This window comes from Chitinophaga silvisoli, assembly GCF_003412465.1.
Lineage (GTDB): Bacteria > Bacteroidota > Bacteroidia > Chitinophagales > Chitinophagaceae > Chitinophaga > Chitinophaga silvisoli.
In genome coordinates, this window is the sequence record NZ_QTJV01000001.1 from 774712 (window position 1) to 795736 (window position 21025).

Annotated in this window: 16 protein-coding genes; 7 read left to right on the forward strand and 9 right to left on the reverse strand. The window is 46.1% G+C overall.

Going from position 1 to position 21025, the window contains the following annotated elements; genetic code table 11:
- Positions 1 to 247: 247 nt before the first annotated feature.
- The 3 genes from DXN04_RS03205 to DXN04_RS03215 all read left to right on the forward strand — a co-directional run bounded on the left by DXN04_RS03205 (position 248) and on the right by DXN04_RS03215 (position 6197).
- Positions 248 to 1051, forward strand: coding sequence for a helix-turn-helix domain-containing protein (locus tag DXN04_RS03205; protein ID WP_116852417.1), 804 nt, complete (start codon positions 248 to 250; stop codon positions 1049 to 1051).
- Positions 1052 to 1076: 25 nt separating this feature from the next.
- On the forward strand, positions 1077 to 2540 hold the full coding sequence (locus tag DXN04_RS03210) for a serine hydrolase domain-containing protein (RefSeq protein ID WP_116851847.1): 1464 nt from the start codon (positions 1077 to 1079) through the stop codon (positions 2538 to 2540).
- A gap of 282 nt (positions 2541 to 2822) precedes the next feature.
- On the forward strand, positions 2823 to 6197 hold the full coding sequence (locus tag DXN04_RS03215) for a gliding motility-associated C-terminal domain-containing protein (RefSeq protein ID WP_116851848.1): 3375 nt from the start codon (positions 2823 to 2825) through the stop codon (positions 6195 to 6197).
- 47 nt (positions 6198 to 6244) lie between these two features.
- On the opposite strand, the gene DXN04_RS03220 is transcribed toward DXN04_RS03215, so the two are convergent.
- The 3 genes from DXN04_RS03220 to DXN04_RS03230 all read right to left on the reverse strand — a co-directional run bounded on the left by DXN04_RS03220 (position 6245) and on the right by DXN04_RS03230 (position 8563).
- Complete coding sequence (locus tag DXN04_RS03220) at positions 6245 to 7036, reverse strand: helix-turn-helix domain-containing protein (RefSeq protein WP_116851849.1); 792 nt, start codon at positions 7034 to 7036, stop codon at positions 6245 to 6247.
- A 3-nt stretch (positions 7037 to 7039) separates the two neighbouring features.
- On the reverse strand, positions 7040 to 8116 hold the full coding sequence (locus tag DXN04_RS03225; RefSeq protein ID WP_116851850.1) for an aldo/keto reductase: 1077 nt from the start codon (positions 8114 to 8116) through the stop codon (positions 7040 to 7042).
- 114 nt (positions 8117 to 8230) lie between these two features.
- Positions 8231 to 8563, reverse strand: coding sequence for an MGMT family protein (locus tag DXN04_RS03230; protein ID WP_116851851.1), 333 nt, complete (start codon positions 8561 to 8563; stop codon positions 8231 to 8233).
- A 153-nt stretch (positions 8564 to 8716) separates the two neighbouring features.
- Here DXN04_RS03230 and DXN04_RS03235 point away from each other — a divergent pair, with 153 nt between their 5' ends.
- Positions 8717 to 10183, forward strand: coding sequence for an RICIN domain-containing protein (locus DXN04_RS03235; protein WP_116851852.1), 1467 nt, complete (start codon positions 8717 to 8719; stop codon positions 10181 to 10183).
- A 151-nt stretch (positions 10184 to 10334) separates the two neighbouring features.
- On the opposite strand, the gene malQ is transcribed toward DXN04_RS03235, so the two are convergent.
- Both malQ and DXN04_RS03245 read right to left on the reverse strand, forming a co-directional pair.
- On the reverse strand, positions 10335 to 11714 hold the full coding sequence (gene malQ / locus DXN04_RS03240; RefSeq protein WP_116852418.1) for a 4-alpha-glucanotransferase: 1380 nt from the start codon (positions 11712 to 11714) through the stop codon (positions 10335 to 10337).
- 250 nt (positions 11715 to 11964) lie between these two features.
- Positions 11965 to 12678 carry an NUDIX hydrolase gene (locus DXN04_RS03245; RefSeq protein WP_116851853.1) on the reverse strand — a complete coding sequence of 238 codons (714 nt, stop codon included), beginning with the start codon at positions 12676 to 12678 and terminating at the stop codon, positions 11965 to 11967.
- A 186-nt stretch (positions 12679 to 12864) separates the two neighbouring features.
- Here DXN04_RS03245 and DXN04_RS03250 point away from each other — a divergent pair, with 186 nt between their 5' ends.
- Positions 12865 to 14274, forward strand: coding sequence for a sugar MFS transporter (locus tag DXN04_RS03250; RefSeq protein ID WP_116851854.1), 1410 nt, complete (start codon positions 12865 to 12867; stop codon positions 14272 to 14274).
- Between the two features lie 63 nt (positions 14275 to 14337).
- Here DXN04_RS03250 and DXN04_RS03255 read toward each other — a convergent pair whose 3' ends face one another.
- From DXN04_RS03255 to DXN04_RS03265, 3 genes are all read right to left on the reverse strand, one after another.
- Positions 14338 to 15033 (reverse strand): DUF1361 domain-containing protein, encoded by a 696-nt coding sequence (locus DXN04_RS03255; protein WP_116851855.1) that lies wholly within the window; start codon positions 15031 to 15033, stop codon positions 14338 to 14340.
- A 4-nt stretch (positions 15034 to 15037) separates the two neighbouring features.
- Positions 15038 to 15805: a ferritin-like domain-containing protein gene (locus DXN04_RS03260; RefSeq protein WP_199414977.1), complete on the reverse strand. Its 768-nt coding sequence runs from the start codon at positions 15803 to 15805 to the stop codon at positions 15038 to 15040.
- Positions 15806 to 15941: 136 nt separating this feature from the next.
- Complete coding sequence (locus tag DXN04_RS03265; RefSeq protein ID WP_116851856.1) at positions 15942 to 16889, reverse strand: aldo/keto reductase; 948 nt, start codon at positions 16887 to 16889, stop codon at positions 15942 to 15944.
- 99 nt (positions 16890 to 16988) lie between these two features.
- Between DXN04_RS03265 and DXN04_RS03270 the strand changes: the two genes are divergently transcribed.
- Positions 16989 to 17948 carry an ABC transporter ATP-binding protein gene (locus DXN04_RS03270; protein ID WP_116851857.1) on the forward strand — a complete coding sequence of 320 codons (960 nt, stop codon included), beginning with the start codon at positions 16989 to 16991 and terminating at the stop codon, positions 17946 to 17948.
- Complete coding sequence (locus tag DXN04_RS03275) at positions 17936 to 18697, forward strand: class I SAM-dependent methyltransferase (protein WP_116851858.1); 762 nt, start codon at positions 17936 to 17938, stop codon at positions 18695 to 18697. The genes DXN04_RS03270 and DXN04_RS03275 overlap by 13 nt, the downstream gene beginning before the upstream one ends.
- A 55-nt stretch (positions 18698 to 18752) precedes the next feature.
- On the opposite strand, the gene DXN04_RS03280 is transcribed toward DXN04_RS03275, so the two are convergent.
- Positions 18753 to 20999 carry a nitric-oxide reductase large subunit gene (locus DXN04_RS03280; RefSeq protein ID WP_116851859.1) on the reverse strand — a complete coding sequence of 749 codons (2247 nt, stop codon included), beginning with the start codon at positions 20997 to 20999 and terminating at the stop codon, positions 18753 to 18755.
- Positions 21000 to 21025 lie beyond the last annotated feature (26 nt).

Consider the following 21025-nt stretch of genomic DNA (forward strand, 5'->3'; position numbering starts at 1 on the left):
TATACAGCTTCTGAGCGATAAGATTACCAATTAGACAAGATAATATCACTAAATTATCATCTCATTATCGATTGGATAATGAAGTGACCAATTGGTATCCTTTGGGTGCTAATAAAATGATAGTATCTTATTATAGCTTCGTGCTTACTACCTGTTCATCGGAGGTAATTTTGATTAAGTGAAATGAATCCCTAAATGGGTTAATTTTAAAGCGAATAATGCTCGCCCCTTAAAACATAGAATGACTATGATCGCCCGTGAAACAGGACAATTTTATGGCCAGACCAATCATTGTTTCCAGCAAAATGGCCTTACCCTCACCGACACGGAATATACCCTGCCGGAAGTAGACTGGCATTACCATGAAAATGCGTATTTCACCTTCATTCTACAGGGACGGGTTATAGAAGGCAATAAGAAAGAAGTCTATCACTGTGGGGCAGGAGACCTGCTTTTTCACCACTGGCAGGATGCCCATTACAATATCAAACCTCCCGGTTTTACCCGCGGTTTTCACATTGAAATCAATCCGGCCTGGTTTGCACAATACGACCTGCCACACAACCTGATTGAAGGCAGCGTACGACTCAAAGATCCCCGCCTGAAACTCCAGATGTACCGGATCTTCAAAGAGAGCAAGGTGCAGGATTGCAAGGCAGCTATTGACACCCTGTTGATAGAATTATTCAATCATGAAACCGTAAAAGACGAACAGCTCCCGCCATGGGCGCGGAAATTAAATGAGTTACTACACGATGATAAAGAAAGCCATCTCTACACCTTAAAAGAACTGGCTACTGCCGTTTCAGTACACCCCGTACATTTATCAAGAACATTCCCTTTATACTTCAATGCCCGCCTTAGTGACTACCAGCGGCAACTGAAACTGCAAAAAGCCCTGAGCCTCCTGGGCGATAAAAACCAGACCTTGTCGGCTATTGCTGCCAGCTGCGGATTTTCCGACCAAAGCCATTTCATCCGTCAGTTTAAACAAGTGCAGAAAATGACCCCGCTGGCTTATCGCAAAATGTTAACAGGATTCTATTTTTAAAAATTCCCACCCTATAAATTTGAGTATGAAAAGACATGTGCTCATTATTATGTTATTAATAACTGGTCAGACCTATGCCCAGTCTATTACCTTCAAAGGCGATTCCATTTTCACGAATAAATCAAATTTATCAATCACTGTCTCACTCCAACAGCCCCTGATTGATTATTTAAAACAACTCGCCCCTAACCAGGATTCGCTCGAAAAAAAGGGTAACTACCAGTTCTCTTTTTACATAGACAATCACCTGATTTATCATACCGAATTATGGCCGGGATACCCTGACCCCAATGAGCAAAGCTGGTCTAAGCCACTCATCGATTACAATCATGAAGGAGCTTACTGGAGCCAGTTTGCCTGGTATCGTTTTATGAAAAATGGGGGAGACAGTGCACTCACTGAAGGACCACATACTTTAAAAATCGAATTGCGCCCTTATGTAAAAGCACCTGATTTGAACATAGGGGAGATCATTGCCGAAGGGCAGTTTCATTTAAATGTAAAGCGTACTGGCTCCGCTACCCCATTGCCATTGGCAAAAGTATTGCCTTACAAAGACCTGCCTGTCTCACACGAGTATTTCGATACCACCAGGATCATGCAATTAAAAGGAGAGATCGAAGCGGGCGTATTCCGGCACATCACCAGCGTAGTCGCTATCAAAAATAACAAGATCCTGTTCGAAGAATATTTTGACAACAGCGGCCGGGATAGCCTGCACGATGTACGGTCTGTAGGCAAAACATTCGCCGCGGCATTGACAGGTTTAGCTATTCGTGACGGATACCTGAAATCAGAAAATCAAAGCCTGGGAGAGTTTTATCATCTGCCTCAGGAGAAAGCCGCTATTACTTTAAAACAACTCCTTACCATGAGCGCACCCTTTGATGGTGATGACAATGATGAACACTCACCAGGTAATGAAGAGAACATGTACCCCACTGATAACTGGGTGGATTTCACCCTGAACCTACCTGTAGATACAAACAAGTACCATGGCCAATGGCATTACTTCACCGCAGGTGTCATGCTTTTGGGTAGTACACTCGACAAAATCATACCCGGAGGATTGGAGAAATATGCAGATAAAAATCTCTTTGCGCCGCTGCACATTACCAATTATCAATGGCAGTATACACCACAGCATGCACCCAATACCGCCGGCGGTATCCGCCTGAAGAGTCTTGATTTTGCGAAGTTTGGATTGTGCTACGCGAATAAAAAGATTATCCCGGCAAAATGGGTGGAGAAAAGTCTTTCGCATCAACTACCTATCACTGGCAGAAAAGATGAATATTATGGCTACTTATTCTGGAATAAAAAATATGGTCAGTATGAAACTTACTATTGCTCCGGCAATGGAGGCAATAAGATCTTTATCTTCAAAGACCTGGTCATTGTAATCACGGCTACAGCGTATAATATGCCTTATGCACACGGACAGGTGGATAAGATGATGGAGCATTACATCCTGCCTGCAATTTATTAAAAACAAAAACGAGGTTTTATCAAAAGCATTTTTTGATAAAACCTCGTTCATACTTCATTTTTGCCGCTCTTAATATCCGCCTGATTCCATTTTTCTTTCAACAGTCACCTTTGCTTACATGAACCCGGAAAGGGCTTATAGCCGGTTGCATTAAATTCAAATTGATACACCGTCAATACATATTAAATGTAATTTAATCTAAATATTATTTTACTTTTGTCCGGAGGGGGCCGCCAACATTTAGGAGCAACACTACAACCCTGAATCTTAATCAGATAGCTAATGTCTAAACCAACGAGCCTATGCCTATGGCTGATCATTGCATTGTTTCCTGTGCAAGCCGCTTATGCTTTCAACCGTATTTACGTCAACGTAAACAATCCTATACCTGGTACCGGGAGTAGCTGGGCGACGGCGTACAATGACCTGGCCACCGCATTAGCTGCGGGAAATCAGGCAGATACATTCTGGGTAGCGCAGGGTACCTACCTGCCGACTACTACGGGCGACAGAACGATTGCATTTGCACCCAAACCATCCCAGGTGATTTATGGAGGATTCAATGGAACAGAAGTACTGCTTTCGCAGCGAAACTGGAAAACCAATGTGACGATCCTGAGTGGGGATATCGGGACTGCCGGGATAGCAAGCGATAATTCATACAACGTGGTTCGGATCATCAACGCAACGGTAGACGGTGTGACGATCAGGGACGGGCAGGCAGATGATGGCTTTCCTGCGCTGACGGCAAACCAGTTTAATACCGGTGCCGGTATGTGCCTGTATGCGGATGCGGCAGCACCAACAGTGGCAGCGACGGTGGTGAATTGTACGTTTACAAACAACTATGCGATCTATGGTGCGGGACTGGGAATCCTGGGAGTCGCTTCAGGTACTACCCAACCATACCTGGCAAGCAAGGTGTCTAAATGTATTTTTATCGGCAACACGGCCCATACAGCGGGTGGTGGTATTGCAGTTTCCTACCAGGGTGCATGCTGGGGGAATGATTATACGGACAATAGCATTTTCATTGGCAATAAGGCAAGTTCCGGGCATGGTTCAGTGATTGCAAATATCCTGGATGGAACAACTACCCAACACAGACCATGGATGGATAACGTGGTGTTCTGGGATAATGGGGAAGACCTGGCATATAATGCGCTTACGAATGGCGCAACAGGTAGCCCGTATATAGAATTCGCAATCATCTGGAGACCTGGCGCGAAGTATGCAGCATCCAACTTTAGTGATGCAAATATCACCTGGCATGACAGCGATATTTATGTGGATGATGCGAATTTACCTGCTTCGAATATTAATAGTGATCCGCAATTTGTAGATGGACCTAATTATGATTTTCATGTAGCAGCCTGTTCTCCTGTGATTGATGCAACCATCCTTCCTGCAGTAGGGAGCAGTACAACAGATTATGATGGTAATCCACGCGTGGTGAAGACGGTGGATATGGGAATTTATGAATCTACAAAGACGATATCAGCAGCGCCAACGGTGGCGATACAATCCTTTTGTCAGAATACAACTGCAACGCCACTGGTAGCTACGGGCGATAACCTGCTTTGGTATACGGCTTCAAGCGGCGGCACAGGATCTGCAACAGCACCTACACCGCTTACCACTTCTACAGGGACTACTTATTACTATGTGACACAAACGGTGGCCGGAGCATGTGAGAGTGCCCGTTCGCCTCTGCAGGTGACGGTAAGTCCCGGATCTGCAGCACCCATAGTATCAGATGTAGTGTATTGTATAGGTGCCACAGCAACACCGTTGACGGCTACAGGAGTGAACCTGACCTGGTATTTATATGCATCAGGTGGTAGTGGCAGTACTATTGCACCTACACCCAATACAAGTGTGAATGGTACAACTTATTACTATGTGACACAAACTGAAACAGGAAGCTGTGAAAGTGCGCGTACACCTATAAAGGTAACGGTGACGAATAACCCACCGTTGCCGGTAGTTTCGGATGTGAGGTATTGTGAGGGTGCCACGCCAGCAGCACTGACAGCGACTGGTACCAACCTGATGTGGTATACATCAGCAACTGGTGGAATTGGTACTGCTACAGCCCCTACGCCATCTACGGCGGTGAACGGTTCAACTACTTACTATGTAACACAGAATACGGGATGTGAGAGTGAACGTGCAGCCCTGACCGTGACTATAGGCAGCCAGGCGACACCTCCTGTTACCCATGATCTGACTTATTGCCAGCATGCGGCAGTGGGTATGCTCTCCGCCTCAGGCACAAATCTACTTTGGTATACAACGGCTACAGGCGGTACAGGTACTGCTACAGCGCCGGTGCCCCAGACTTCAGCTACGGGTGCCACCGTTTATTACGTGACACAGCAGGATGCAGGAGGATGTGAGAGTGAGCGTGCAACCCTGACCGTAACAGTAAATGCACAGCCGGCAGCACCGGTAGTTGCAGATATAGATTATTGCTTGAATGAAGTCGTACCGCCTTTGACAGCTACGGGTACTTCGTTGCAGTGGTATACATCTGCGGCAGGTGGTACGGGTACCGCCAATGCGCCGATCCCTGTTACATTGAGCACGGGATCCACGACTTATTATGTAACGCAGAATACGGGTTGTGAGAGCGATCGTGCAGCATTGACTGTGACAATCAATACCGCGGCCTCACCGGTGGTAGCGCCATTGACGCTATGCCAGTATGCGACAGCTGAGGCATTGGAGGCAACAGGTACTTCATTGTTGTGGTATACATCGGCAACTGGTGGTACGGGTTCAGCTACAGCACCAGTACCGTCTACGCTGGTAACGGGAACGACCACCTATTATGTGAGTCAGACGGATGGTTGTGAGAGTGCGAGGGCACCCATGACGGTGACGGTGGTGAAGAGCCCGCAGGCAGATTTTACAACCAGTGGAGGTTGTGCGGGTACGCCGATGAAGGTTACCCTGATACCTGATGGATCAGCTACAGCAATTTATACCTGGAACTTCTATAATGCGATTGATGTAACGGGGAATGATCCGGGGCCTTATGAGGTGATGTGGAGAGATCCGGGGGATTATACGGTGAAATTGACAATTTATGACGGGGCTTGTGAATCGAAGGTAGAGAAAGTGGTGACAGTAGGATTGGCACCGGAGGTTTCGGTAACTCCGGCCATGGGAAGTTATTGTATTAATGATACGGTGACATTGAGAGCCACGGGAGCAGAGACGTATGAGTGGAGTCCGGCTACGTATTTATCATCGGAGAAGGGGAATCATGTAACGGCGACATTCAGGGGAGATATCAGTTATACAGTGAAGGGTACGGATGCAGGTGGTTGTGTGGGTACTGCGGAGGTGTACCTGGGATTGAGTGCGGATTGTAAGATCTATTATATTTTGCCTACGGCATTTTCACCGAACGGGGATGGATTGAATGATGTGTTTAGGGTGAAGACATCGGACATACCGGTGGCGTTTATGATGAGGGTGTTTAACAGGTTGGGGCAGTTAGTGTTTGAAACGCATGACATCAGTGAGGGCTGGAGTGGATTGCAAAAAGGGCAGGAGGCACCCCTGGGTGCGTATGTGTATATGATTAGCGCGGTGACATCGGAAGGGAAGCATGTGGAGCAGAGTGGTAGTGTGGTGGTGACGAGATAAGGTCAGCAAAAAGGCGCTCTTACCGAAGGTAAGAGCGCCTTTTTGCACTATTTATTATTCGTAGGACTATACCCATATTGCTTTTTAAAAGCAAAAGAGAAATGCGACAGGTTCTCAAACCCCGCATCCAGATATACATCCGTCACCTTCTTCTTTTGAACAAAAATCTGGTAATGTGCCAGCGCCAATCTCTTTTGCGTCAGCCATTTCCCGGGAGTCGTCTGATAAATGTGTTTAAAATCTTTCTTAAAAGTAGTCAGGCTTCTGCCTGTGAGATACCCGAATTTTTCCAGGGGTAGATTATACATATAATGCTGCTCCATATATTCCCCCAGATCAATCTTTCCTGGTTCATCAAAAGTGGCCAGCACTTCACTCGTTGGCTGATATACTTTTTTCAGAATCGTCATTGTTTCGTCTATCTTAATTGCTGCGAGATCCGCCGGTAACTCCTCATGCATGTCAAAATAAGGCAGCAGAGAACTGAACAGGCTTTCTAACAATGGATGCGGCGCGATGGTGAGGTGACCGCTATGTTTCTTTCCTGTATTCGGTTCAAAATGTTTTCTTATTTGCTCTTCGGGAAATAGAATGGAGATAGATTTGAAAGGCTTTTCATTCACAGGGTACTTGCTAAGCCGGCAGAGGTAATTGCGGGGAATGAGTACGGTATCCCCGCTATGATAGACTTTTTCTGCAGTGCCATTGTGTACCCGAAGCTCCCCATCAAAGACATGCAGCAAGGCGTGTTGTGACAGGATTACTTCACGGCTGTAATGCGTCTGTTTTGAGCAGGACAGAAATATGTTGCCTTTGATGGGGGCTCCCTGATATTCCATGTTTTAATATTTACCGGGTGTCATTTGTTGAAAAGCGGGCAGTGGCGAAGCTTTTAAACCATTGATCTCAATACCACCGTGTAGAAAACTGCGGCTATACTCTTTATAATTTGTTACAAAGGTAGGAGCTGGCTTTGAAATAGCGTCTAATTCATCCATTTCCTGCTGTGTTAAGTTTACTTCCAGGGCAGCCATGTTTTGTTTTAACTGATCCGGCTTTCTTACACCCAGGATGATAGAGGTGGTAGCTTGTTTATGCAGCACCCAGGCGAGGGCTACGGCAGCAGGACTCGTGTTATGAACGGCTGCAATGTCTTTTACCTTTTCAATGACCCTGATTTCTTTTTCACTGAGCTGGTAAGCGCCCCCCATGCGGCTATCGCCACTTTGGTTACCTGCCTGGTATTTCCCTGAGAGGATACCACCTTTGAGAGGAGACCATGGGGTGATACCTAAACCTAATTCGGCGGCCATAGGAACCAGTTCATCTTCAATACTTCTTTCTAAGAGCGAGTATTCAATTTGCAGGCCGATGAAGGGAGTCCAGTCTTTGAGAAGGGCAGTGGTTTGTGCCTGCGCGATCTTCCATGCGGGGGCGTAACTGACACCAATGTAACGGACTTTTCCACTGGATACGAGGTTGTGCAGGGTACGCATGGTTTCTTCAAAAGGCGTGGTCCAGTCCCATTGATGAACCCATAGCAGGTCGATGTAATCTGTCTGTAATCTCCTGAGGGATTCATGGACATTGTAGAGGATGGAATGGGTGCTGCCACCGCCGGCATTTGGATTGCCGGGGAGGGTATTGGCGCTGCATTTGGTACCAATTACAATACGATTGCGTTGGGATGGATATCTGCCGATGGTATCGCCGATTATTTTTTCGGAGTGGCCATTGGTATAGATGTTGGCGGTGTCGATGAAGTTGCCGCCGAGGTCGATGTATTGGTGAATGAGTTGGGCAGCGGTGGTTTCGTCTGCGCCCCAGTTCCAGTCGTCACCGAGGGTCATACCTCCCAGGCAGAGAGGGCTTACTTTGAGGCCGGAATGGCCGAGTGTTCTGAAAGAATCGAGTTGCATATGCGTAAATTTGTAGGACAAAATTAGCGGCGATATGCGCGGGATGTTTTGTTTAAAGGGCGGAATTGGTTTGTTTAAAAGGCGGGGTATTTGAAGGGGGGAAATGCAGTCATCCTAAACATCTATCTCTTCAGAAGGGTCCCAGAAGATCGTTCTGAAATTCACCACCTTATCATTCTTCACTTCCACCCCTTCTTTCTCCAGCAACTTCTTCCTGTTGGCAATCCCCCTGGGATCACCGGTCAGTTGTCCCTGGCTGTTCACAACCCGCTGAAAAGGAACAGGTGGTTTTTCCCCATCTATCAATCCCATCGCCCTGCCTACCATGCGGGAAAGGTTCCCTTTGCCAAGGGCTTTGGCGATAGCGCCATAAGAGGTGACACGGCCTTTGGGAATGGAGCGGGCGATGTCGAAGACAAGTTTATTGAAGTCCGGATCGTTTTGCATTTTTCAAATGTAGGAAACCTTTTAGGTTTTTTGAAATTCCTTCATAAACAATGGTGTTGCAAACAACCATTCAGCTAATCATTCAATAAAAATCAAGATTGTTTTTTCCAATCAGTTTTTTAATTGTAAATTATACAATTAATTCTCACGTTTATGAAAACCAAATTAACCCTCATTGCGAGCGCAATGCTAGCTTTTGCCTGCAATAAAGAACAGGCAGATCTGTCATCACTCCAATTGTCCAATTCTACTGCTATAGCAGCCGTCGCCGTCAGCTCCGGTGATTTTAAGGGTGTGAACTGGGCGGATAGCAGGGATAACTTTGCCGATGATGCGTTGATCCTTTCGGGCACGGTATCAACAGATACCTATGCGAGTATGCAAACAAAGGCGGACTACATCCTGAATGGTTTTATTGCCGCCGGTGCCAACACCGTGCGACTGCCAGTGAATCCATCCACAGTGATCAGTTCTTTCTGGTCCACTTACAAAGGCGCTATCGACAAAGCAAGTTCCAAAAACATGAAGGTGCTGCTGGGCTATTGGGAGGGCTCATCTTCCCGCGATGGCCTTATTGACAACACGACTACTTTCTGGCAGATGTGGGACACGATTGTGGCGAATTACAAATCGAACACGCTGGTGTATTTTGAGTGCTTCAATGAGCCGCATGGATATAGTGCCACGGATCTGAAAACACTCTACAATACGTTTATCACCCGCTATCCGGGTGTGCCCAAAAACAGGTTTGTATTAGATGGTACAGGGTATTCCTCCGGTGTGAATACGATTGGTGCAGATACACGTTTTGATAGTTGTCTCCTGTCATTCCATGATTACACCTGGTTTGAAACCAGCAAGACTACGACTGCTGACTGGGAGCAACCCGTGAAGTCATTGACCTATCCTACAAGAACTATTGTTACAGAGTTTGGAACTGTGATGACGGATGGAACAAATTATACAGGGGCACCAGGTTCGAATGTGAATAACACCTATTTGCAGGGAATGACAAATTCACTCCATGATCTGGGTGTAGGTTGTGTGTACTGGCCTGGATTGAGAACAGGGGATACGTATAGCATGTTTACATCTACGGGGTCTGCATTGACGACTAATAATACTTCTGGTTTGACCAGGTTAAAATATGCGTGGGGTACGGGTACGATTACGCCGCCGTACGCTTCGTTTACAGCAGGTACCTATTACAAAGTAATCAATAAGAACAGTGGGAAATCATTGGAAGTGTATAATCAGTCTACTGCGAATAGTGCTGCTATTGATCAGTGGGATTATTGGGGAGGTGCAAACCAGCAGTGGACATTTAATGCGTTGGGAAGTAATTATCAGTCGGTGATTAACAGGAATAGTGCAAAGGCCCTGGATGTGAATGGTGCATCTACGACAGCTGGTGCCGGGATTATTCAGTATGATTATGCTGGTGGTGCAAATCAGCAGTGGCAGGTAATTGATATTGGGTTTGGGTATTATAAAATACTGAACAGGAATAGTGGCTTTGCGTTGGATGTGAATGGAGGTTCGGCTACGAATGGGGCAGGTGTGATACAGTGGAATTGGAATAGTGGCACGAATCAGCAATGGCAGATAACGGCGTTGTAGAAAAAAAATAGAAAGATGAGGTTGTATTAAAAGTAATTTGATGGCATGTAGAATTTTATAAAAGGAATTTTCTGCATCATGCATCCATATTAAATTTCGGAATTTTACTTTTACTACAGCCTCATCTTATGCTTGCTAAATAATTAGAATTTTATTTTTCGCATTCGCGGCCATATAGTTTTACCCACTTTCCCAGGCGTTTTATTTTCTCCTTTTTAAACTGTCCCGGCAGCATTCTCCACTTCCAGTTTTTATCACTACCGGAGGGATGATTCATCCGTGCATTGGCTGGTAGTTCCAACACATCCTGCATGGGTATAATCACGATATCAGCTACTGAAGCATAGGCGATCCTGCTCAGGATACGGGCTGCCTTTTTGCCTGTTACTTTAATGCCTGTATACTGCCGGAGATTCTCCCTTGTTTTGCGATCTGCATCTTCTTCATACCATCCGCGGGTAGTGTTATTATCATGGGTACCTGTTACGGCAACAATATTGGTAATGAAATGATGGGGAGCATGGTCAGTCTGTGGCAGGTCTTCACCAAAACCAAATTGTAAAACCCGCATGCCTTTTAAATTAAATTCTTCCTGCAGGGCTCTTACCGGTTCATCGATGGTACCCAGGTCTTCTGCAATGAAAGGCATGTCGGGAAATAATTTTTGAAACTCCTTAAACAGATCTGCAGCGGGGCCTGGTTTCCATTGTCCATTCACAGCCGTAGTTTCACCTGCGGGAATTTCCCAATAGGCGGAGAAAGCACGAAAGTGATCGAGCCGGATCAGGTCGAACCGGGACAGGTTGCGTTGCATTCTGCGGATCCACCAGCTGTAATTGTCCGCCTTAAGGGCTTCCCAGTTGTAGACAGGTACATTCCAGCATTGCCCGGTTTCACTGAAATAATCAGGGGGAACACCACCAATGCCATTGAGATTGAAGAATGTGGGATTGGCCTTTACATCGACCGCGTCGCCATGCATGTAGAAGGGAAGATCACCGAAGAGGAGAATGCCTTTTTCATTGCAATAAGTTTTGAGTGCGGACCATTGCTGGTCGAATTTAAACTGGTACCATTTCTCTCTTGGGTTATCAGTGAATTCGTTGAGCCAGTGGGCCTCCTGCTGGCAATAGCTTTCAAATGCTGCCTGATCTGCTGACTGCACAAAATTCAGGTAGGCGATTTCGAGGAGCGCCAGTTTAATGGGAATGGCTTTTTCAAAATCGGCTTTGTCGGAAATGGGCAGCTTACACTTGTTGAGTTGGGCGGCAGATAATAACCCTTCATCAGCCAGTAATTCCGGGCTAATCAATATGGGTTCACCAGCCATACTGCTGATAGGGCTGTATGGTGATAAGTGTTGCGGATGCAGGGGATTGATGGGTAATACCTGCCAGTAGCGTTGTTTAGCAAGTTGTAGCTGATCAGCAAAGTGATAAGCGGATGGCCCTAAATCGCCGGAGCCAAAAGGCCCGGGTAAAGAAGTGATATGAAGAAGTATACCGGCGCTGCGTTTTGATAGAGTTGTCATATGCGCATGTACAGCTACTTCTGTGCCAGTCCGGTGAAGGATAGAATGATTTAATGGTGAGGCTGAGCCAAAGCGTTTAAGCACGCACATCTCCGTGACAAGGCTAAGAGAAGCCTGTCATCCTTTGTGTTGGTGAGCCCGATTTTATCTGGTGTAAATGATTTTTACCAGGTAGGAAAGGAATCAATGCCCTTACCTGCTAAAACCACCTGGATCGAATTGGTACCTGAATAACGTGAACCCTAAAAAACTATTTCGTATAAATCGCCGGATCAAACTTATACAGGTGTGGGGCTTTATGCGCACCTCCTGTCTTTGCCTCCCCTTGTTTAATCAGGATATTTTCCTTCATAATCTTCCTGTAGAAATTCCCCCTGTTAAACTTCTGATTCATAATCTTCTCGTAGAGGGCTTGCAGTTGTGGCAGGGTGAAGATCTCCGGCAGCAGGTTATAACCAATCGGTTTATGATACAGCTGATCCCGTAACTTTTCCAGTGCCTTTTCGATGATCTGTTTATGATCCATCACCATTTCGGGCAATTCGTATACAGGCATCCATTCGCAGGCATCGCTGAACATATCAGGTACCGGTGTAACCTGTGACTGGTCAATAACTGCATAGTAGCCGATCGTTACAAAACGCATCTTATGCCAGAGGTTGTCATCATATTCGACAAAGTAATCCTGCGAACGGTTTGGTTCACCAAACACGCCAAACACTTCCAGAAACACTTTCTCAGCACCACTTCGTTCGAAGAGGATCCGCTTGGCAGCGTCGTCAATCGATTCCGTTTTTTGAATATAACCCCCGGGGAGAATCCAGCCATTATCTCCTTTCATTTTTGCCAGCAGTACATTGAAACTGCCCTGGTGATAGCCAAATACCACGCAGTCGACAGATAGGTGAGGTAGGGCATTTTTCCATAACGCCTCGCTGGCTTTTTCAATATCAGTATTCCGCATACGACAAAGATAAATAGATTTAACATTAGTGATGATTTTGCCCGGGGAATTGACTGATTCCCGTTCTCATGGCTGGGAAACTTATATGATTTTGAAAGTTTTTGTCGCTTTTTTTGACAAAATTGATTCAGATAGCCGTATGTTTGTGTTTTGCCAAACTTTAATTAAGAAACGTAAGTCCGGGTTATGAACAATCATAAGAAAGGAAACAATGCAATTCCACTGATCACGATCACGTTATTGTTTTTTATGTGGGGATTTATCACGTGTATGAACGATATTTTGATCCCTTACCTGAAAGAGTTGTTCCAGCTCACCTTCTTCAAATCGATGCTGGTTCAGTTTGCGTTTTTCGGCGCGTATTTTATCGGTTCGCTGATCTATTTCATTATTTCCTATTACAACGGGGACCCTGTTAACAAAGTAGGGTACAAGAAGGGGATAATCTTTGGTATTATCCTGTCAGCGCTGGGTTGCGTATTATTCCTGCCAGCTGCTACATATGGTGTGTATGGTTTGTTCCTGAGTGCATTGTTTGTGCTGGGATTGGGCTTTACAGTATTGCAGATTACCGCGAATGCCTATGTGTCACTGCTGGGGCCGGAAGATACAGCTTCCAGCAGGTTGAACCTCACACAGGCGTTTAACTCATTTGGTACTACGATAGCGCCTATATTAGGCGGACACCTGATCTTTGAATTGTTTAAGGATCCAAATGGTGGTTTCAGTGCTGCTGCAACAAGAATTCCTTACCTCATCTTTGCAGGCATCCTCATGCTGGTAGCGCTGCTGATCTGGCGTGTAAAACTGCCTAATTTCGCACAGGATGCTGAAAATCAGCCGAAGGGACTGGGTGTTTTACAGTTCCCGCAGCTGAAAAGAGGTATTCTTTCTATTTTTTGTTATGTAGGTGGTGAAGTAGCCGTAGGTAGCTTTATGATTAGCTTCCTGGGTCTGCAGGATATCGCTGGTTTGCAGGAAGGTGAAGCCAAGAAATACCTGGCAATTTACTGGGGTGGTGCAATGATAGGCCGTTTTGTTGGAGCTATTTCCCTGAGCCATTCTATGAGTCAGGCCAGGAAGGCGGCTTATATGCTGGTGACAGCGCTGGCTGTATTTGTGGTGATCTACCTGCTGGTAGGTATGCCGTTTGAACAAATCAGTTTCTTCCTGATCTTCATTGCACTGAACTTTGTGGGATTCCTGGTCGGTCGTTCTGCTCCGGCCCGTACCCTGGTTATTTTCTCCCTGATCAATATGTTCCTGTTGGCGAGCGCGATCATTAACAAGGGTGAGATTGCGATGTTCAGCATTGTGGGTATTGGTATTTTCAACTCTATCATGTTCTCCAACATCTATACACTGGCGATTGCCAAGCTGGGTACTTATACCAGCCAGGGTTCATCTCTGCTGGTAATGGCCATTCTGGGCGGCGCGATTATGCCTGTAATACAGGGTGCACTGGCCGATGAAATTGGTGTGCAACATGCGTTGATTGTTCCATTGATCTGTTATGCAGTGATCCTGAATTTCGGTTTCTATTGTATGAAGCGGTTTAAGAACCTGGAAATGACATCGGTGAAGTCAGGGCACTAGTGCCTGGATGGAAGTGAGCATCGTGGACAAATTGGTTAAGAAAAAACGGCAATAGCCAGGTTATTAAGATATAAAAAAGCGTCCCTCGTTCTGAGGGGCGCTTTTTTTATGATGATGCAGTTGCTGCAAGGTATAATAGATAATCCCAAACATTCCTCCAAAGCCTATACTAAACGCCCAGGCCCCCAAATGATTATACGGCTTAAGCACATGTCCTGCCATTGTAAAAAGCAAGGCTTCCGGATTCGTCACCGCATCCCAGCTATTAAACCGCAAATAACGGCCTATATACACGCCATATCCACACAATACAAAACTCACCAGCACGATCACTTTTACCCATGGTCCTTTCAGGTGCCGTACCAGGAAATGCTCCACCTGCATCAATGAGATAATCCCTAACAAGAGCCCATTCCAGGCAGCAGATGATACAATGAGCAGGTCATACCATAAGGGGACCGGCGGCCTTTCACTAAAGTGAAAAAGATCCGTGATCATATAAGGTGCATTGGGGAAAAACATCAGCCAGCAAGCCAGTATCATTATCGTACGCAGGTTGATTCCTGATAATTTGTCCAGTTTACGACTAAAAAATAAAGGCAAGACCCCTAAAAATGTATTCCAGATATAAAACAGGTAAAAATAATCATGATAACGGAGTACACGTACCAATAACAGTGTCATCGTAAAGGCGATGGCCAAAGTCAGCATTTTTTCCAGCGGGGAGATTCTTTTCAACATAATGGTCAGGCTTTTCATAAAATCAATTTACTGTTTTTGGCTGCAATGATGGCGCATAGGTAAAGCGGGGATGCGGTATGGGGGAACTTACCCTGGCAATCGTTTTATGATATTTATAGGTCATTTTATCAATAAATGAGCTGAAGGTATTACCACCGGCTTTGAAGAGTTTGCGATGGCCAAACCATACTACCAATGCGATAGAAAAGAAGGCAAGCTGGTAAAAGAAGCGCCAGAAGGGGCGGAAAAGCACGAATTTTTCCCTGAAAAGGATAAAAAGGCGCTCTGCCTGGAATTCAATATGCGGGGCTTCGTCAACCAGGATATCAGTGCAGATCTGTTTGAGCAGGGTACAATTGCTGGCATCTTTGAGAGACTGGTAGAAGATCTGGGCGGCGCTCTCTACCGTGAGTACGGTAAGTGTCCAGAAGTCCATACTGGTATTGAAATAGCGGCATTTTCTGAACAGGGTATCGCCCCAGTCAGATTTTACCCGGGGTTGATGAATCGCATCGAGGTAGCGACCGAGATTGTTGCCATGCTTTTGTTCTTCTTTGATGAAGAGTTGCACAGCAGTGATATAAGCAGGATCCTTGATCCGGTTCGCATAGCTGGTGGCTGTGCGTAGCAGGTGACTGCCATCAGAGGTTTCTCCCAGTTGCCAGGCCTGGAGCGAGCGGAGGATGGGGACGAGTTCTTCAGGGGTGATACTGGGGGGAATGGACCAGTCGATCCTGTGTTTGGTGGCATTTAGCTCAAAATGAGCGATCCATTGGGTACTTGTTTTCATATACTGAAAGTGCTTTGCAATACAAAGTAAATAAAAATTATTTTTAGCGGGCAAAAAAAATCGCTTCTACCAGTGGCAGAAGCGATCTTTTTGCAGGGTAGATGTCCTGCGGCAGGCCTTTTCAACGAAAAGTTAATTATTTGCTGGCCTGATCCAGCAGTTCCAGATCTGCAGCATCCAGCTGTAGGGCAGGAGCAGCTACCAGGGTATCCAGCTGGCGCTGACTCGTAGCGCTCACCACCGGCGCTGCGATAGTTGGTTGCGCCAGCAACCATGCCAGGGCAACTGTTGCAGGTTTAGTGTTATGTTTAGCAGCTACTTTATCCAATGCATTTAATACACCAATACCTTTTTCGTTCAGGTATTTTCTGACACCTTCACCACGCACACTCTTCTTCAAATCTTCTTCTGAGCGGTACTTCCCTGTCAGGAACCCCGCTGCCAGTGACCAGTAGGGCATCACACTCAATCCATATTGCTTTGCTATCGGTTGGTATTTCGTTTCAAAGTTCTCCCGCTCCAGCAGGTTATAATGCGGCTGCAAAGCCTGGTAACGGGGCAGACCTTTTTCCTCCGCCAGCTTCAGGGACTCGGTCAGGCGCTCCGGAGTTAAGTTGGAAGCAGCTATGTGCCTCACCTTACCCGCCTTAATAATCTCATCATAAGCTGATAATGTTTCTTCCACAGGTGTCACATTATCATCAAAGTGGGTATAGTACAGATCGATATGATCTGTCTGTAAACGCTGCAGTGACTCATCTACTGATTTCAGGATGTGTGCCCTGCTCACATCTTCTTTATGTTCTCTGTTCTGGGCACCCACTTTGGTCGCCAGGATGATCTGGTCACGGTTTCCACGGGCTTTCATCCATTTGCCAATGATCGTTTCTGATTCGCCACCTTTATTGCCGGCCGCCCACCATGAATAAGTGTCCGCAGTATCAATAAAGTTAAAGCCGGCATGGACGAAAGCATCCAGTATTTCAAATGATTGTTTTTCGTCCAGCGTCCATCCGAATACATTACCGCCAAAGTTGACAGGGGCTACCTGTAAATCTGTTTTACCTATTGTAATCTTTTTCATCTGTCATCAATTTGAGTGTGTAAAATTACCCCTAATGGCAATCGCAGGGTTTGTAAAATGGGGGCAATTAGTTGTAGATTTCTTTTACTTTTGTTCATTATGAGTTTTTTAACAGTAACAGGGATTCGTACACAGGTGAATGGCGAATGGGTATTGAAGGGTATTGATTTTTCGCAGGAAAAGCACCAGCAGATTGCAATTGTGGGTGCTTCCGGTTCCGGGAAAAGTACCTTACTGAAGATTGTAGCCGGGTTGATGCAAACTGACGAAGGAGAAGTACGATTTGAGGACAAGCGGGTAAAAGGCCCTCTCGAAAGACTGCTTCCTGGTGAACCCGGCATCGCTTACCTGAGTCAGCATTATGAACTGCGACTGAACTACCGGGTGGAAGAAGTACTGGAATATGCGAATAAGATGACGGAGGAAGAAGCCGCTGAACTCTATCGCATATGCAGGATCGATCACCTGATGAAAAGAAAAACCGACCAGCTCTCCGGCGGAGAAAAACAACGTGTGGCTATGGCCCGTTTGTTAATCGGCAACCCCAGGTTATTCCTGCTGGATGAACCTTTCTCTAACCTGGACTATTCACATAAGCAGATGCTGAAAACAGTGATTAAGGATATCGGGGAGAAACTCGATCTTACCTGTCTGCTGGTATCACATGATCCACAGGATACCTTGTCCTGGGCAGATGAAATCCTGGTGATAAAAGATGGAGAGATCGTGCAAAAAGGTACGCCGATTGATGTATATAATCATCCTGTGGATGAATATACGGCTGGTTTATTTGGCCCTTATAACCTGGTGGAAGCGAAGGTGCTGGAACTGACAGGTGAAAAGAAGGTATTTGTCCGTCCGGAGAATTTATACTTTGGATATAAAGCAGGTATCAAAGGCCTTGTAGAAGAAGTAAACTATATGGGGAGTGCATATGAGATTCGTGTAAAGTTGCCCGGTGGCACTGTGCTGGTAAGGGCTGTGGATGTAACACCATTACCTAAAAAAGGAAATACTGTATATATAGCTATTAAACCTGATAGTATATGGCATCTGTAGACAAGTTTAACTCTAAGGAAAGATTTTCAGACAGGGTAGACAACTATAAGAAATACCGGCCTGGCTATCCTGATGCTTTAATTGAATTTTTGAATACAAAGGCTGGACTGAGCAGTGATGCTGCGGTGGCTGATATTGGTTCAGGTACAGGTATCCTCACGGAATTATTATTAAAGAAAGGATGGACTGTGTATGCTATAGAGCCGAATGCGAAGATGCGTGAAGCTGCAGAAGCGCAATTGAATGAGTATCCCAATTTTTCATCTCTCAATGGTTCGGGTGAAGCCACTGGTTTACCTGATCAGTCGGTACAACTCATTACCGTTGCGCAGGCATTTCACTGGATAGATCCTGTTGTAGCGAGAAAGGAATTTGACCGTATTTTATTACCTGGTGGTCACATTGCCCTGTTGTGGAATCTGCGTACACTGGACTCAACTTTTGATAAGGGGTATGAAGAGCTGAAGGCAAAATATGGTACGGATTATCATGAAATCCGAAAGGCACATGAGCCGGAATTAACTGAATTTTTTGCGCCGGCAGAGATGGAAGTGCATTACTTCAGGCATAGCCAGCAGCTTGACTTTGAAGGTTTGCTTGGACAGGTATTGAGTTCTTCATATATGCCGCAACCCGGGCAGAAAAATTATGAGGAGATGATGGAGGCGCTCAGGGATTTGTTTGAAACGAATCAGCGCGATGGGGAGGTGACGATTACTTATGATACGAAGTTGTACATTAATAAATAGGACGTGTTCTAAAAAGAGCCTGCCGCAGGAGAGCCTGCAGCAGGCATTGCATCTTTTAACGCTCTTCTTTTAAAGACCAGCCGGTCTTTAATCCAATTACAAAAATTACCAGCAGTGATTCACCGGCTGCCAGCAATATATCGCCTGGCACTCTTAACCAGCGCAGTGTCTGCATAGTATCAGTATGCATAAACTCCGCAGATCTGGCATACCAGTAACCATGTTGTATGGAGGCGATTGCCTGCAGGATGCCCATCGGGAGCATGCTTATAGTCACCATAACGAGCAGGCCTATATTAGTGAGCCAGAAAGACCATCCCAGCAGCTGATCATTCCATTGCCTGTCAGGATACAAACCTCTCAGTACAAACAGCATCAGGCCGATACCCAGTATCCCATACACACCAAACAACGCAGCGTGGCCATGTACAGCGGTTGTATTCAGGCCCTGGATATAATACAGTGCGATAGGAGGGTTGATGGCAAAACCAAAGATCCCGGCACCGAGAAAGTTCCAGAAGCACATGGCTACCAGGCAGTAGATCGGCCATTTATAAGCCTTGATCCATGGGGTAGACTTACTCAGTGTATAGTTATGATACGCTTCGTAGCCAATCACCACCAGTGGTACTATTTCCAGTGCGCTGAAAGTAGCGCCCAATGCCAGCACAGAAATGGGTGTGGCACTGAAGTACAGGTGATGGAATGTACCAATGATGCCGCCGAAGAGGAAGATGATGGTAGAGAAAAGTACTGCAGTGGTAGCAGATCTGATTTGTAATAATCCCAGGCGGCAGAAAAGGAAAGCTCCCACCACTGTGGCAAACACTTCAAAGAAGCCTTCTACCCACAGATGCACTACCCACCAGCGCCAGTACTCAGCAACGGCCATGTGTGTCTGCCTGCCATACATCAATCCTGCGGCATAGAACACGGCGATTGCAATAGACGCAATGACGAACAGGGTGAGGAGGTGGCGGCTTTCATCTTTTTTCCGCAATGCAGGCAACAGTGCTCTCAACATCAATACCAGCCAGATCACGAGTCCTGCGAGCAGCAGTATCTGCCATATTCTTCCCAGTTCAATATATTCATACCCCTGGTGGCCCCAGAGGAAATTGTCTACCAGTCCGAGTTTCTGCATAACACCCATCCATTGACCGATGAGGGAACCTACCACTACTATGAGCAATGCACCAAATAAGATATTTACACCCAGGCGCTGGAACTTAGGCTCATAGCCGGATACAGCAGGTGCAATGTAGAGTCCTGTAGCGAGCCAGGAGGTAGCGATCCAGAAGATGGCCAGCTGTACGTGCCAGCTACGGGATACGGAAGCTGGCAGGAATTTATCTAAGGGTAATCCATAGAATGCGTTTCCTTCCACGCCATAGTGAGCCGTGATTACACCTGCCAGCATCTGTACAATGATGAGGGCACTCACAATCCAGAAGTACTTTAAGGTAGCCTTCATAGATGGTGTAATCACGGTATGGCGCAGGGGATCTTCATCAGGCAGGATAGCAGGTGTTTCTTCTGCGTTGCGTGCATGGTATAATATGAGCAGTGCAGTACATGCCAGTAAAAGTAACACACTGAATCCTGACCAGAGGTGCAGGGAGGAAGAAGGGACATTGCCCACTGTTTCGTCGCCGGGCCAGTTGTTCGTATAGCTCACTGTTCCACCGGGACGTTCAGTAATACAAACCCAGGTAGACCATGCGAAGAATGCATTCATCTTACGCATGCGCTCAGGGTCTTTAATTGTATTTCCCGGAATAGCATATTGTTCGCGGAGTTTAGCGAAGGCAGGATCGCCTTCCAGCATGAACAGGTGAGCATAGTAAGTAGAGAGTTCATTGAACGCTGCTACTCTTGCAGGTGCAAATACGATGGTGTTGGCCGCAGCATCGAATGTGTTTTTACGGATAATTTTTTTGAGTCGTTGCAGGTACATTGCCTGAATATCATCAGGCTGTTGTGCATAATCTTTTTGGTCTGCAGCTGCGAGTGCATTCAGCATGATGCTTGATTCCCTGTGCAGGTAGTCTGCCGTCCAGTCGGGGGCAATATAGCTGCCATGGCCCCAGATGCTGCCTACGGTTTGTCCGCCGATGGATTGCCATACGTTTTGTCCGTCGCGGATATCCTGTCCGGTGAAGAGTATGTTGCCTGATTCGTCGGTGACTTTATCCGGTATTGGAGGAAGCTGGTGATAAATGTCTCTGCCGAACCAGATTAATACGGCAAAGCTGGATAGTAAGACCATGGCAAGGCCTATCCATAGTTTTCGTACGGTCATTTTAGTGAATTTAGGTAAGAGGAGAT